This window comes from Pseudomonas peradeniyensis (genome assembly GCF_014268935.2).
Taxonomy (GTDB): domain Bacteria; phylum Pseudomonadota; class Gammaproteobacteria; order Pseudomonadales; family Pseudomonadaceae; genus Aquipseudomonas; species Aquipseudomonas peradeniyensis.
Window position 1 is genome coordinate 35,093 of sequence record NZ_JABWRJ020000001.1, and the last position, 13,152, is coordinate 48,244.

The 13,152-nt window shown below is 66.6% G+C and carries 14 protein-coding genes; 9 read left to right on the forward strand and 5 right to left on the reverse strand.

Features of this window, described 5'->3' with window-relative positions; all coding sequences use genetic code 11:
• Nucleotides 1-9 precede the first annotated feature (9 nt).
• From HU751_RS00075 to HU751_RS00085, 3 genes are read left to right on the forward strand one after another with little or no spacing between them, the layout of a single operon-like run.
• Nucleotides 10-1,029 (forward strand): ABC transporter substrate-binding protein, encoded by a 1,020-nt coding sequence (locus HU751_RS00075; RefSeq protein WP_186734132.1) that lies wholly within the window; start codon nt 10-12, stop codon nt 1,027-1,029.
• 6 nt (nt 1,030-1,035) lie between these two features.
• A complete protein-coding gene (locus tag HU751_RS00080) occupies nt 1,036-1,899 on the forward strand; it encodes an ABC transporter ATP-binding protein (protein WP_186734133.1) in 864 nt (287 codons plus the stop codon).
• Between the two features lie 13 nt (nt 1,900-1,912).
• Nucleotides 1,913-2,776 (forward strand): ABC transporter permease, encoded by an 864-nt coding sequence (locus HU751_RS00085; protein ID WP_186734134.1) that lies wholly within the window; start codon nt 1,913-1,915, stop codon nt 2,774-2,776.
• A 33-nt stretch (nt 2,777-2,809) separates the two neighbouring features.
• On the opposite strand, the gene HU751_RS00090 is transcribed toward HU751_RS00085, so the two are convergent.
• A complete protein-coding gene (locus tag HU751_RS00090) occupies nt 2,810-3,367 on the reverse strand; it encodes a WYL domain-containing protein (RefSeq protein WP_186734135.1) in 558 nt (185 codons plus the stop codon).
• Nucleotides 3,368-3,573: 206 nt separating this feature from the next.
• On the opposite strand from HU751_RS00090, the gene HU751_RS00095 reads away from it, so the two are divergent.
• From HU751_RS00095 to HU751_RS00120, 6 genes are all read left to right on the forward strand, one after another.
• A complete protein-coding gene (locus HU751_RS00095) occupies nt 3,574-4,386 on the forward strand; it encodes a tetratricopeptide repeat protein (RefSeq protein WP_186734136.1) in 813 nt (270 codons plus the stop codon).
• A 303-nt stretch (nt 4,387-4,689) separates the two neighbouring features.
• Nucleotides 4,690-5,127: a MarR family winged helix-turn-helix transcriptional regulator gene (locus HU751_RS00100; protein ID WP_028689248.1), complete on the forward strand. Its 438-nt coding sequence runs from the start codon at nt 4,690-4,692 to the stop codon at nt 5,125-5,127.
• Nucleotides 5,124-7,211 carry an FUSC family protein gene (locus tag HU751_RS00105; RefSeq protein WP_186734137.1) on the forward strand — a complete coding sequence of 696 codons (2,088 nt, stop codon included), beginning with the start codon at nt 5,124-5,126 and terminating at the stop codon, nt 7,209-7,211. Before HU751_RS00100 ends, HU751_RS00105 begins: the two co-directional genes overlap by 4 nt.
• On the forward strand, nt 7,208-7,420 hold the full coding sequence (locus tag HU751_RS00110; protein WP_016392395.1) for a DUF1656 domain-containing protein: 213 nt from the start codon (nt 7,208-7,210) through the stop codon (nt 7,418-7,420). The genes HU751_RS00105 and HU751_RS00110 overlap by 4 nt, the downstream gene beginning before the upstream one ends.
• Nucleotides 7,417-8,292, forward strand: coding sequence for an efflux RND transporter periplasmic adaptor subunit (locus HU751_RS00115; protein ID WP_186734138.1), 876 nt, complete (start codon nt 7,417-7,419; stop codon nt 8,290-8,292). Before HU751_RS00110 ends, HU751_RS00115 begins: the two co-directional genes overlap by 4 nt.
• Entirely contained in the window at nt 8,289-9,707 is a 1,419-nt protein-coding gene (locus tag HU751_RS00120) for an efflux transporter outer membrane subunit (RefSeq protein WP_186734139.1), read from the forward strand. The genes HU751_RS00115 and HU751_RS00120 overlap by 4 nt, the downstream gene beginning before the upstream one ends.
• Nucleotides 9,708-9,934: 227 nt before the next feature.
• Here the strand turns inward: HU751_RS00120 and HU751_RS00125 are convergent, their stop codons facing one another.
• From HU751_RS00125 to HU751_RS00140, 4 genes are read right to left on the reverse strand one after another with little or no spacing between them, the layout of a single operon-like run.
• Nucleotides 9,935-10,678: a penicillin-binding protein activator LpoB gene (locus tag HU751_RS00125; protein WP_186734140.1), complete on the reverse strand. Its 744-nt coding sequence runs from the start codon at nt 10,676-10,678 to the stop codon at nt 9,935-9,937.
• 3 nt (nt 10,679-10,681) lie between these two features.
• Nucleotides 10,682-11,269, reverse strand: a complete 588-nt coding sequence (gene lpoB / locus HU751_RS00130) for a penicillin-binding protein activator LpoB (RefSeq protein WP_028689243.1) — start codon at nt 11,267-11,269, stop codon at nt 10,682-10,684.
• 21 nt (nt 11,270-11,290) lie between these two features.
• Nucleotides 11,291-11,659, reverse strand: coding sequence for a YcfL family putative periplasmic lipoprotein (locus tag HU751_RS00135; protein WP_186716015.1), 369 nt, complete (start codon nt 11,657-11,659; stop codon nt 11,291-11,293).
• A gap of 14 nt (nt 11,660-11,673) precedes the next feature.
• Nucleotides 11,674-13,065, reverse strand: coding sequence for a COG3014 family protein (locus HU751_RS00140; RefSeq protein ID WP_050707478.1), 1,392 nt, complete (start codon nt 13,063-13,065; stop codon nt 11,674-11,676).
• Nucleotides 13,066-13,152 lie beyond the last annotated feature (87 nt).

Genomic DNA, 13,152 nt, shown 5'->3' on the forward strand with positions numbered 1-13,152 from the left:
AAACACATCATGCGCAAATCCATCAGCCGCCTGGCGGCAAGTATCGGCCTGGGCGCCAGCTTGGGTCTAGGCAGCCTGGCGGCGCCGACCGTGGCCCACGCCGAAGGGCAGATCCGCATCGCCGAGCAGTTCGGCATCGTCTACCTGCTGCTCAATGTGGTGCGTGACCAGCAACTGATCGAGAAGCACGGCAAGGAGCAGGGCCTCGACATCAAGGTCGACTGGGCCCAGCTTTCCGGTGGCGCGGCAATCAACGATGCATTGCTGTCCGGTTCGGTGGACATCGCCGGCGCCGGCGTCGGGCCGCTGCTCACCGTGTGGGATAGAACCCGCGGCCGGCAGAACGTCAAGGCCGTCGCCTCGCTGGGCAACTTCCCGTACTACCTGGTCAGCAGCAACCCCAATGTGAAGACCATCGCCGATATCTCCGACAAGGACCGTATCGCCGTGCCAGCGGTGGGCGTTTCGGTGCAGTCGCGTTTCCTGCAGTACGCCGCCGCCCGGCAATGGGGCGACAAGGAATACAACCGCCTCGACAAATACACCCTGGCCGTGCCGCACCCGGACGCCACCGCGGCCTTGCTGGCCGGCGGCACCGAGCTCAACGGGCACTTCTCCAACCCGCCGTTCCAGGACCAGGTGCTGGCCAACAAGAATGTGCACGTGGTGCTTAACAGCTACGACCTACTTGGCCCCAACTCACCGACCCTGCTGTTCGCCACCGAGAAATTCCGCAAGGACAATCCCAAGACCTACAAGGCCTTCGTCGATGCCCTGGCCGAAGCCGCCGACTTCGCCCAGAAGGACAAGGCCGCCGCCGCCGACACCTATATCCGCGTGACCAAGGCCAAGATCGACCGCGAGGCGCTGATCAAGCTGATCGAAAACCCGCAGTACGAATTCACCGTCACGCCGAAGAACACCTACAAGCTGGCCGAATTCCTCTACCGGGTCGGCGCGATCAAGAACAAGCCCGAATCGTGGAAGGACTACTTCTTCCAGGATGAACGCCCGTTGCAGGGGAGCTGAGCGCCGATGACCGCCCCATTGCCAGGCCACACGGCCAGCAACCTGAGCCGTGTCGCCACCCCACCGTTGCTGGCGGTGGACAACCTGAGCCTTGAATACCGCACCGCCCAGCGCGTGGTGCGGGCCACCCACCAGGTCAGTTTCGAGGTCGACCGCGCCGACCGTTTCGTCTTGCTCGGCCCGTCCGGCTGCGGCAAGTCCACCTTGCTCAAGGCCGTGGCCGGCTTCATCGCACCACGGGAAGGGCAGATCCTGCTCCAGGGCCAGCCGGTGTGCGGCCCGGGGCCGGACCGCATCGTGGTGTTCCAGGAGTTCGACCAGTTGCCGCCGTGGAAGACGGTGAAGCAGAACGTGATGTTCCCGCTGCTGGTGTCCGGCCAGCTCAAGCGCGTCGAGGCTGAGGAACGGGCGCTGCATTACCTGGAGAAAGTCGGCCTGGCCGCCTTCGCCGACGCCTACCCGCACACCCTGTCCGGTGGCATGAAGGCCCGCGTGGCCATCGCCCGGGCACTGGCCACACAGCCCAAGGTCCTGCTGATGGACGAGCCGTTCGCCGCGCTCGATGCCCTGACCCGGCGCAAGATGCAGGAAGAGTTGTTGCTGCTGTGGGAGGAGGTGCGCTTCACCCTGCTGTTCGTCACCCACTCCATCGAAGAGGCGCTGGTGGTGGGCAATCGCATCCTGCTGCTGTCGCCGCACCCCGGGCGGGTGCGAGCCGAGGTGCACAGCCACCAGTTCGACCTCGGCAGCCTCGGCGCCAGCGACTTCCAGGCCAGTGCCCGACGTATCCACCGGTTGCTGTTCGACGAGGCCGATGCCTCGACGCCAGCGGACGATCTGGGCTTCAACGATATCCGTATCGCCTACTGACGGGAGCCAGGGCATGACGACGACACCTGTACGCCAGGAATACGAAGTGCAGCTGCAACCCCTGCCGGGTGTGCCGCTGGAGCGCGAGCTGCCGCTGCTGCAACGCTTGTGGCAACAGGGCTGGCTGCGCAAGGCCGTGATCCTGGTACTGCTTGCGGTGGCCTGGGAGGCCGTGGCCCGCTATACCGGCAACGACCTGCTGCTGCCGAGCTTCCTGCAGACCGCCAGCGCGTTGTGGGACGGGCTGCTCAGCGGCGAGCTGCCGGCCAAGGTCGGTGTATCGCTGGTGGTACTGCTCAAAGGCTATGTGCTGGGCATCGTCCTGGCCTTCGGCCTGACCAGCCTGGCCGTCTCGACGCAAGTGGGGCGCGACCTGCTGGGTACGCTGACCTCGATGTTCAACCCGCTGCCGGCCATCGCCCTGCTGCCGTTGGCCTTGCTCTGGTTCGGCCTGGGCGACAACAGCCTGATCTTCGTGCTGGTGCACTCGGTGCTGTGGGCGCTGGCGCTGAACACCTACGCGGGCTTCCTCGGCGTGTCCGAGACCCTGCGCATGGCCGGGCGCAACTACGGGCTGCGCGGCCTGCGCCTGGTGCTGCACATCCTGGTGCCGGCGGCGCTGCCGTCAATCCTGTCGGGGCTGAAGATCGGCTGGGCCTTCGCCTGGCGCACGCTGATCGCTGCCGAGCTGGTGTTCGGCGCCAGCAGCGGCAAGGGCGGGCTGGGCTGGTACATCTTCCAGAACCGCAACGAGCTGTACACCGACAAGGTGTTCGCCGGGCTGGCGGTGGTGATCCTGATCGGCCTGCTGGTGGAGGGGCTGGTATTCAACACCCTGGAGCGGTTGACCGTGCGGCGCTGGGGGATGCAGCGCTAGATATTCGGGCTTGCCCCGCGATCGGGCCTCCAGTCACTCCAGGTATTGCGCCGCCGCACTGGCCAATGTCCGCGCAATCTCCTCGCGCAGCGCCTGCGGCGCTTCCACCACCAGCCCCTCCCCCTGGCTCAGCAACCACCAGCGCAGGGGCCAGCCATCCGCCACCGTCGCCCGCAGCCGGTGCCCCTGTTCCAGGGCAGTCAGCTGCATGTCGGCGGTCAACGGCGCTTCGCGCAGTCGGCGGGCCAGCAGGTCGCTGATCCATGCCTGCAATTCGACGCCTTCCCCTTGCCCGGGCTGCAGCGTATCGCCGCGCAGATAACCCTGCAGGTCGAAATTCCCACGTAGTTCGGCACCGGCATTGGCCGACCAGTGCCAGCCGAACGGAATGCTCTTGTCGTTGCGCTCCAGCGGGAAGATCAGCGACAGCTCGTTGAGATCGCGCTCGACCGTGCGCTTGCTGACGGTGAAGCCCACGTCACGCAGCCGCCACACCAGTTCGGCACTGGTGATCCCGGGGGAGCGGCTGGGCAACTGGCGGAGCAAGGCCCATTGGCGGCTGAGGGTGGCGCGGGTGGTGGCGAACGGCAAAAGGAAACGTCCTTGTCTAGGCTTGCCGGCATAGGATGGCGGCACGGGTAGGGCATGGCAATTGGCCACAGCGTGCTCAGATCAAGGAAGATGCAATTGGTTGCCTGGGATCAATTCGTTCGCGACAGGTTTTGTCGTGGCATCGCGCAGAATCACGCCTCACCACAGTGGAGGTTGGAGCTGTGGGTCGTTCAATGAGGATGAACATGTCTGCCGCCAGCAATATCCATTCGCTGCTCGCCCGGCTTCTCCCCGAGCGGATCGTCCCGGCCCCGGCACGCCCCGGACAGCGCCACAGGCTGTTCGCCGGGGTCGGCATGCCCAGCCAGCAGGCCTTGAGCGGCGAGCGCTTTGGCCTGAGCGATCGGCTGGACGAGGCGGTCGATCTGCAGGCGGTCTACCATGACCTGTGCCGCCAGGCGTTGCTGGGCAATGTCGGGGCGCTCAATGACCTGGGCTGGATCTGGCTCAATGGCAAGTACTGGCGCGGCGACACCGTGCTGGCCGGGCATCTGCTGCGCATGGCCGCGCTGCAGGGCAATGCCGCGGCCTGGTTCAACCTTGGCCAGCAGCATTACTTCGGCAAGGGTGTCGATGTCTCCTACGCCAACGCGGCCGAATACTACCGCCATGCCTTCGAGCGAGGCATGGTGCATGCCGCCGCCGCGCTGGGCGACCTGTACGAGGAAGAGGTGTGCGAGGGCGACCAGGTCTGGCAGGTCGACCCGCTCGAGGCCTACCAGTGGTTCCTGCGCGGCGCCCAGCGCGGCGAGACGCGCTGCCGCTTCGAGGTGGGCTACCGGTTGTTGCATGGGCTGTATGTCGAGGCGGACACCAAGGCCGGGCTGTATTGGCTGGAGCTGGCGGCGGCGACCGGCGTGATGCAGGCGGCCGAGGAGCTGGCGGTGCACTTCAGCAGCCGTGACGCGGTGCGCTACCTGGGCTGGCGCGACCAGGCGATCCAGATGGGCAGCACGCTGGCGCTGACCATGAAGCTGGAAGACCAGATCCAGCCGTGAGGCAATGTTCAGCGCGATCCCTGTAGGAGCGGCCTTGCCGAGGCGTCGGACCGGTCGGAAAGGGCCGCAAAGCGGCCCCAGCGATCTTCGCACCAACGCTGAAATCCTGGGGCTGCTACGCAGCCCTTTCCGACCGGTCCGACGTCTCGGCAAGGCCGCTCCTACAGGGATCGCGTTATCCGGCCAGATTGCGGGTAGATGAACAACCTTTCATCTACTCCCTTCGTCACCCCCGGTTGACGACAGGGGTAGGGCAGGGCGTATATTGATAGTTAGCAAACTATGAATATCCTCGGTTCCCACATGTCCCTTGACGCACTGCACCTGAAAATCAGCAGCGGAATGGTCGTGGCCGCCCGTCACTGGCGTCGCCTGTGCCAGGGCGCCCTGACCGGCTACGGCATTTCCGAAGCCTGCGCCGTGCCGCTGCTGATGATCGTGCGCCTGGGCGACGGCGTGCACCAGGTGGCGGTGGCGCAGGCGGCCGGGCTGGAAAGCCCGTCGCTGGTGCGCCTGCTCGACCAGCTGTGCAAGGCCGGGCTGGTCTGCCGCAGCGAGGACCCGCTGGACCGCCGCGCCAAGGCCCTGAGCCTGACCGTCGAGGGGCGCGCCCTGGCGGAGTCCATCGAAGGCGAACTGGTGCGCCTGCGCCGTGAGGTGCTCGGCGGTATCGACCAGGCCGACCTGGACGCCACCTTGCGGGTGATCCAGGCGTTCGAAGCCGCGGGCGTGATGCCATGAACGGCTTCTTCAGCTCGGTGCCCCCGGCCCGCGACTGGTTCTACGGCGTGCGCACCTTCGCCGCGTCGATGATCGCCCTGTACATCGCCTTGCTGATGCAGCTGCCGCGCCCGTACTGGGCGATGGCCACGGTGTACATCGTCTCCAGCCCGTTCCTCGGCCCGACCACCTCCAAAGCACTGTACCGGGCCCTGGGCACGTTGCTGGGCGCCGGCGGGGCGATCCTCCTGGTGCCGCCGCTGGTGCAGTCGCCGCTGCTGCTGAGCATTGCCATCGCCCTGTGGACCGGCACCCTGCTGTTCCTTTCGCTGAACCTGCGCACGGCCAACAACTACGTGCTGATGCTGGCCGGCTACACCCTGCCGATGATCGCCCTGGCGGTGGTCGACAACCCGCTGGCAGTGTTCGACGTGGCTTCCTCCCGCGCCCAGGAGATCTGCCTGGGCATCGTCTGCGCGGCGGTGGTCGGCGCGATCTTCTGGCCGCGCCGGCTGGCGCCGGTGGTGGTGGGTGCGACCGGCAACTGGTTCGCCGAGGCGATCCGCTACAGCGATACCTACCTGGCCCGCGAGGCCAGCGCCGACAAGGTCGGCGGCATGCGTGGCGCGATGGTCGCCACCTTCAACTCGCTGGAACTGATGATCGGCCAGCTCGGTCACGAGGGCGCCGGTCCGCATACCCTGAAAAATGCCCGTGAGCTGCGTGGCCGCATGATCCACCTGTTGCCGGTGATCGATGCCCTGGACGACGCCCTGATCGCCCTCGAGGGCCGCGCCCCGGCCCAGTTCGCCCAGTTGAAGCCGGTACTCGATGCTGCCCGTGAATGGCTCAAGGGCACTGCCGACAGCGCCTCGGTGGCGCGCTGGACCGCCCTGCACGAGCAGGTCGACCGCCTGCAGCCCGGCGCCGCCGCCATCGACCAGCGCGCCGAACTGCTGTTGTCCAACGCCCTCTACCGCCTGACCGAATGGGCCGACCTCTGGCAGGACTGCTGCACCTTGCAGCACGCCCTGCGCAAGGACGACGCCACGCCGTGGCGCGCGGTCTACCGTCACTGGCGCCTGGGCCGGCTGACGCCGTTCTTCGACCGTGGCCTGATGCTCTATTCGGTGTTCTCCACCGTCACCGCCATCATCGTCGCCTGCGGCCTGTGGATCGGCCTGGGCTGGAACGACGGCGCCAGTGCGGTGATCCTCGCCGCCGTGTCGTGCAGTTTCTTCGCCGCCATGGACGACCCGGCGCCGCAGATCTACCGGTTCTTCTTCTGGACCTTGATGTCGGTGATCTTCTCCAGCCTGTACCTGTTCCTGGTGCTGCCCAACCTGCACGACTTCCCGATGCTGGTGCTGGCCTTCGCCGTGCCGTTCATCTGCGTCGGCACCCTGACCGTGCAGCCGCGTTTTTACCTCGGTACCCTGCTGACCATCGTCAACACCTCGACCTTCATCAGCATCCAGGGCGCCTACGACGCTGACTTCTTCACCTTCATCAACGCCAACCTGGCCGGCCCCGTGGGCCTGCTGTTCGCCTTCATCTGGACCCTGGTGGTGCGCCCGTTCGGCGTGGAGCTGGCGGCCAAGCGCATGACCCGCTTCACCTGGCGCGACATCGTCGAGATGACCGCGCCGGCCACCCTGGCCGAGCACCGCCAGGTCGGCGTGCAGATGCTCGACCGCCTGATGCAGCACCTGCCGCGGCTGTCGCAGACCGGCCAGGACAGCGGCGTGGCCCTGCGCGACCTGCGCGTGGGCCTGAACCTGCTCGACCTGCTGGCCTACCTGCCGCGTGCCGGCGCCGAGGCTCGCGAGCGCCTGCGCACGGTAATCGAGGAGGTCGGCAGTCACTACGCCGCCTGCCTGCGCGCCGGCGAGCGCCTGCATGCCCCGGCGGCGCTGCTGCGCAACATGGAGCGTGCGCGCCTGGCGCTGAACCTGGACGAATTGTATGAACGCGGCGACGCCCGCACCCACCTGCTGCACGCCCTGAGCGGCCTGCGCCTGGCGCTGCTGCCGGGCGTGGAAGTGATGCTCGAGCCTGCCGAGCAAACGCAACTGCCCCCCGGGCTCGACGGAGCGCCCCTGTGATCGGTGAACTGGATATCAGCGGGGTGTTCCTGCCCACGCTGCTGGTGATGATGTTTGGCACCTACCTGCTGTTCCTCGGGGTGCACGCAGTGCTGGTGCGCCTGCATTTCTACCGCCTGGTCTGGCACCGGGCGCTGTTCAACGTTGCCCTGTATGCCGTGCTGCTTGGTGCGGTGGACCACTTTTGCCGAAGCCTGATGCTGCCATGAAAAAACCTTTGCTGACCCTGGGCCGCGTGGTCCTGACCTTGCTGGTAGTGACCTTCGCCGCCGTGCTCGTGTGGCAGATGGTGGTGTACTACATGTTCGCCCCCTGGACCCGCGACGGTCATATCCGCGCCGACGTGATCCAGATCGCCCCGGATGTGTCCGGGCTGATCCAGAAGGTCGAGGTGCGTGACAACCAGACCATCAAGCGCGGTGACGTGCTGTTCACCATCGACCAGGACCGCTTCACCCTGGCCCTGCGCCAGGCCAAGGCGACCCTGGCCGAGCGTCAGGAGACCCTGGCCCAGGCCTCCCGCGAGGCGCAGCGCAACCGCAAGCTGGGCAACCTGGTGGCGGCCGAGCAGCTTGAAGAGAGCCAGTCCCGCGAAGCCCGTGCCCGCTCGGCGGTGAACGAGGCCCAGGTGCAGGTGGATGTGGCCCAGCTCAACCTCGACCGCTCGGTGGTGCACAGCCCGGTGGACGGCTACCTCAACGATCGCGCCCCACGTGCCCACGAGTTCGTCAGCGCCGGGCGCCCGGTGCTGTCGGTGGTCGACAGCGCCTCGTACCACGTCGATGGCTACTTCGAAGAGACCAAGCTGGGCGGTATCCATATCGGCGACGCCGTGGAGATCCGCGTGATGGGCGACAACACCCGCCTGCGTGGCCGCGTGCAGAGCCTGGCCGCCGGCATCGAGGACCGCGACCGCAGCAGCGGCGCCAACCTGCTGCCCAACGTCAACCCGGCGTTCAGCTGGGTGCGCCTGGCCCAGCGGATCCCGGTGCGCATCGCCTTCGACGAAGTGCCGGAAGACTTCCGCATGATCGCCGGACGTACCGCCACGGTGTCGATCATCGAGGGGCAGCATCCATGAAGCAGCTGATCCTGGCCGGGCTGTGCCTGTCCCTGGGGGCCTGCATGATGGTCGGCCCTGATTACGAGCTGCCCAAGGACGCCGCCGTGCAGCGCGGTGACCTCAATGGCCCGCTGCGCCAGGACGCCGACAGCGTGGTCTCGGCGCCAGTGCCAGAGGATTGGTGGCAGCTGTACCAGGATCAACGGCTCAACGAGCTGGTGCGCCAGGCCCTGAGCGCCAACACCGAATTGCGCGTGGCCGCGGCCAACATCGCCAAGGCCCGTGCCCAGGTGGAGGTGGCCGAGTCCCAGGGTGGCTTCAACGGTGGCGTCAAGCTGGGCGCCCAGCGCCTGCAGGAGTCCGGCGAGGCCTTCCTGCAGCCGGAGAAGGTGCCGGTGGCCAATATCGGCGAAGCGATCATCAGCGCCAGCTACCAGTTCGACCTGTGGGGTACCTTCAAGCGCGGCACCGAGGCCGCCAAGGCCAACGCCGACGCGGTGCAGGCCGCCGCCGACACCGCGCGCATCACCCTGGTGGCCGATGTGGTCAAGGCCTATACCCAAGTGTGCTCGGCCAACGAGGAATACCACATCGCCCGCGAATCGCTGGACCTGCAGCAGCAGAGCGTGCAACTGACCCAGCGCCTGCGCGACGCCGGGCGTGGCGACGAGACCCAGGTCACCCGTTCGCAGACCCAGTTCAAATCCTTGCGCGCCGAACTGCCGCGCTTCAAGGCCGAGCGTGAGGCGGGCCTCTACACCCTTGCTGCGTTACTGGCCAGGCCGGTCGAGCAATTGCCCGCCGGCACCGCCGATTGCGCCGAACTGCCCCATCTGTCGCAGCTGGTGCCGGTCGGTGACGGCGCCGCGCTGCTCAAGCGCCGTCCGGACGTGCGTCAGGCCGAGCGCCAGCTGGCGGCGGCCACCGCCAGCATCGGCGTGGCCACCGGCGCGCTGTACCCGAATATCAGCATCGGCGCCCAGGTGGGCACCATCGGCATTCTCGAGAACCTCGGCGAGCCGGCCACCAACCGCTGGGGCTTCGGCCCGCAGATCAGCTGGAACATCCCCACCAACGGCACCCGCGCGCGCATCCGCATGGCCGAGGCCTCGACCCAGGCGGCGCTGGCGCATTTCGACGGGGTGGTGCTCAACGCCATTCGCGAAACCCAGACCCGCCTGGCGCAGTACAGCGCGCTGCTGGATCGGCGCGATGCCCTGGCCGAGGCGGAGCGCTCCGCCAAGGAGTCGGCGGACCAGACGCATCTGCGTTACCAGGTTGGGCGTGAGTCGTTTCTGGCCGATCTGCAGGCGACGCGGACCTATACAGACGTAAGGGCGCAGCTGGCGGCGGCCAACAGCCAGGTGGCGATTGGGCAGATAGGGGTGTTCCTGGCCTTGGGTGGCGGCTGGAAGGGCAGTGCCAGACCCTGAGATCTCCGGGGCCGCTGTGCGGCCCTTTCGTTGCGGTTCGTCGCCACGGCAAGCCAGCTCCCACAAAGGCTGCACAGATCCCTGTGGGAGCCGGCTTGCCGGCGAAAGGGCTGCAGAGCAGCCCCAGCGATTTGTGCATTACGGCTAAATCCCTGGAGCTGCTTTGCAGCCCTTTCCGACCGGTCCGACGCCTCGGCAAGGCCGCTCCTACAGGGATTGCGTGTGGCTCAGTTCAGCACCCGCGCCGGCTCATCCGGCGGCAGGTTGTCCCGGCCACGCGGCTGTTCCGGCTGCCCAGGCACCGAGCCGCCCAACTGCTCGGCCAACTGCTGCGCCACATCCTCGCCCAGCGCCTTCGATACATCCCGCACCACCCGCGGACGGTTCAGCGTCACGCGGCGGTCCTGGCCCTTCACCAGCTTGGTGTCCTGCCCCTCACCCATGGCGGTGAACGCCGAGGTGATCTCGTAGGTGCGGGTGTTGATCAGGCTGAAGTCGGCGACCACGGTCAAGCCCAGCACCGCCGAGTAGCTGTCGGTGTGGTCCAGCGAGTTGATGTCCTGCTGGAAGTCGATGTCCGACAGGGTACCGAACAGCACGTAGTCGGCGCCCTTGAACGCGCCGTTCTTGATGCGGCGGATCACGTCGTAGACGTCTTCCTTCGAGTCGGCGGTGTAGGGACGACCCTGGACCAGCTGGAACATGCCGGTCTTGAGGATCTCACCCTTGATGTCGCCACCGAACTTGCGCAGCTCGGTCTGCTCGATGTAGCTGTTGAGGCTCTCGTACTCGCTGTAGCTCGACTGGCCGCTGGCGTGGTACATGCCGGCCTGGCCGCTGCTCTGGGCGTTGATGGTGTGGATGTACTCCTCCACCTGCGCCTGGTAGGCCAGGTCGGTTACCGCCACCTTGGGGGCCGCCTGCGCGCCGAAGGCGCAGGCCAGGCCGATGATTGCCATCCATGCACGCATCGATCAACGCTCCGTGGTCTTGCGGATTTCTTTTTCGTCCATCCACTCGGCCAGGCCGCTTTCCACGTCGATCAGCTGCAGGCTGAACTTGTAGAACACGTCCTTGTAGTCGCTGCTGCGCTTGACGATCGAGCTGATCGAGCCTTCCAGGCGGTACTTGGCGGCGATCATGTTGCCGGTCTTGGCCACGGTCTTCTTCTTGTACAGGCCGCTCTGGTTCTGCAGCTTGAGCTGGTCGACCTGGCTCTGCATGTCGGTGTTGTCGCTGGCGAAGCGGGCGGCGCCGGACTTCATCAGCTGGGTCTTGATCGAGGTGGTGATCTCGCGGGTATCGATGTACTCGCTGGTCTTGTTCTTCACGTCGTACACCTGCACCACCGGGCGGCCGTGCAGCACGCCGGACTGGGCCAGGGAGCGGGTCATGCTCTCGGCGATCATCTGCAGGTCGGTGGAGCCGAACTCGTTGGTCACCAGCTCGACGGCTTTGCTGTCGCCGTAGCTGATGTTCTTGCCGCCGAGAACCGGCGACGGGGTGCTGCAGCCGCTGACCAGGGCGATGGCGATGGCGGCGAGGGAAAGGCGTGCAAACATGGAACGTGCTCCTGAAAGGGGTTACCGGGTGTGGACTTCGAGGCGGAAGTCACGGGCAGCGGGGGTCGGTGCGATGGCGGGGAGGAACTTGGCCTGCTTGCCGTACAGCGGCAGGGCCTTCCAGCTCTCTTCGTCGGCCACCGGGAATCCGTCGTTGCCCAGCCAGGCGAAGCGGTAGTAGAGCGTGCGGTTGCTGCGGCTGGTGTTGGTCAGCGCCACGTTGACGGTGAGGTAGCCGTTTTCGCGGGCGACGCGCATCTGGCCGACTTCGATGTCATCCAGCTGGCCCATGGTCACCACCTTGCTGGCGGCGCTGCCGGGGGCAGGGGGCGGGGTGGCGCAGCCGGCCAGGAGGGCGACGGCGGCCAGGGCGAGGCATGTTCTACGCATGTTCGATCCTTGGGTTACTTGAGGCTGGCGACAGCGGTGGCTGCGGCCTGCGGGGCGACGATGACGGCCGGGCCGCCAGCGAATACGCGGTTGCCGACCACGCGTAGGCTGACCACCTGATACGGGCGATCGATCTTCACTGTGACCTGGGTACCACCGAGGCTCGACGGCAGGCTCAGGTGGTGTTCACCCTGCTTGAGGCGTACCCGGGCCACCTGGGTCTCGTCGGGCAGGGTGCGCCAGGTACGGGTATCGGCGCCTTCCAGCACGGTGGAGGCAATGCCCACCACCAGCCCGGCCATCGGGTTGGCCTTGTTCAGGTTCTTCTGTGCCACGCCGCGGCTGATGGCGCGCACGCTGGTGCGCAGGATGATGCCCGGCATGTCGTCGCGCAGGGCGCGGCGCGACATGGCCGTGGTGCTGTTGAGCGCGGTCAGGGCCAGGGCCTTGTCGTTGAGCTGGATCTCGCCCAGGTGCGCGGTCGAGGTGTCTTCCTTGATGATCGGGAACGACAGCGGGGTGATCACCAGGTTGTCCTGGATCGGCAGCGGCAGGGGAATGCGGATCGAATCGCGGGCCGGGGCCAGGCCGGTCTGCACCACGATCAGCACGTCGCTTTCACCGGCCTTGGCGCTGTTCTTGTCCAGTTCGAGCAGCGCCTGGTCCAGCAACGGCGTGTTCGGGCGCAGTTCGGCGGCCTTGCGATAACCCGGCGCGGCCAGGCCTTTCTCGCCGAGGGCCTCGTAGACATAGCCGGACAGGTAATGGCTGAAGGCGCTCTGGTAGCTGTTCTTCAGGCCGACCACCTCAGGGGCGTCGAGGCTGGCGACCGGGTAACCCTGCAGGTCCTTGTACTCGGTCTTGATGCCTTCCTTCTCGGCCTGTTCCTCGCGCTTGAGGTATTCCTTGTCGCGCAGCTCGGCGATGATGGCCTCGCGCTCGTGGGTCTTCTTGATCTCGGTGCGGGCGCCGTCGAAATCGTTCTGTGCCAGCAGGTTCAGGGCCATCTGCGTGGTCAGCATGACTTTTTCGTAGTCATAGCCTTCGTAGCGACGGACCTTGTCGTTGACCAGGTAGCTGCCGAACTGGCTCAGGTACTTGTCGGTGTCGAGCTTGACCGACTCTTCCCACTGGAACACCACGCTGTCGGCCGAGCGCCAGGCGTCCTGGCTGCCCTTGAGGTCACCTTTGGAGCGCAGCAGCTCGCCTTTTTCGAAGTAGTAGAGCAGGTCTTTCTGCTCGCCCTTGTTGTTGCTCTCGAGCAGGGCGAGGGCGGCGTCGACGTTGCCGGCGGCCAACTGCTTGTTGGTCTCCTGCAGTTCGCTGTCGTAGCTGCGGAACACCGAGCAGCCGGTGAGCTGCACGGCGGCGACCAGGGTCGCCAGGGTGAGGGCGCGGGATACCATCGGACTTCTTCTTTCCCTGAAACGGTTGGCCGCGTGGGCGGGGGCGGCAGATCCCTCTGTTTTATCGCCAGAACCTCTCGATGGAGG

Excerpts from the sequence above, each read along its gene's own strand:
- HU751_RS00100 (WP_028689248.1), top strand. The coding sequence starts at position 4,690 with ATGTCCCTTGACGCACTGCACCTGAAAATCAGCAGCGGAATGGTCGTG.
- HU751_RS00075 (WP_186734132.1), top strand. The coding sequence starts at position 10 with ATGCGCAAATCCATCAGCCGCCTGGCGGCAAGTATCGGCCTGGGCGCC.
- HU751_RS00085 (WP_186734134.1), top strand. The coding sequence starts at position 1,913 with ATGACGACGACACCTGTACGCCAGGAATACGAAGTGCAGCTGCAACCC.
- HU751_RS00125 (WP_186734140.1), bottom strand. The coding sequence starts at position 10,678 with ATGCGTGCATGGATGGCAATCATCGGCCTGGCCTGCGCCTTCGGCGCG.
- lpoB (WP_028689243.1), bottom strand. The coding sequence starts at position 11,269 with ATGTTTGCACGCCTTTCCCTCGCCGCCATCGCCATCGCCCTGGTCAGC.
- HU751_RS00115 (WP_186734138.1), top strand. The coding sequence starts at position 7,417 with ATGAAAAAACCTTTGCTGACCCTGGGCCGCGTGGTCCTGACCTTGCTG.
- HU751_RS00105 (WP_186734137.1), top strand. The coding sequence starts at position 5,124 with ATGAACGGCTTCTTCAGCTCGGTGCCCCCGGCCCGCGACTGGTTCTAC.
- HU751_RS00135 (WP_186716015.1), bottom strand. The coding sequence starts at position 11,659 with ATGCGTAGAACATGCCTCGCCCTGGCCGCCGTCGCCCTCCTGGCCGGC.
- HU751_RS00140 (WP_050707478.1), bottom strand. The coding sequence starts at position 13,065 with ATGGTATCCCGCGCCCTCACCCTGGCGACCCTGGTCGCCGCCGTGCAG.
- HU751_RS00095 (WP_186734136.1), top strand. The coding sequence starts at position 3,574 with ATGTCTGCCGCCAGCAATATCCATTCGCTGCTCGCCCGGCTTCTCCCC.
- HU751_RS00120 (WP_186734139.1), top strand. The coding sequence starts at position 8,289 with ATGAAGCAGCTGATCCTGGCCGGGCTGTGCCTGTCCCTGGGGGCCTGC.
- HU751_RS00080 (WP_186734133.1), top strand. The coding sequence starts at position 1,036 with ATGACCGCCCCATTGCCAGGCCACACGGCCAGCAACCTGAGCCGTGTC.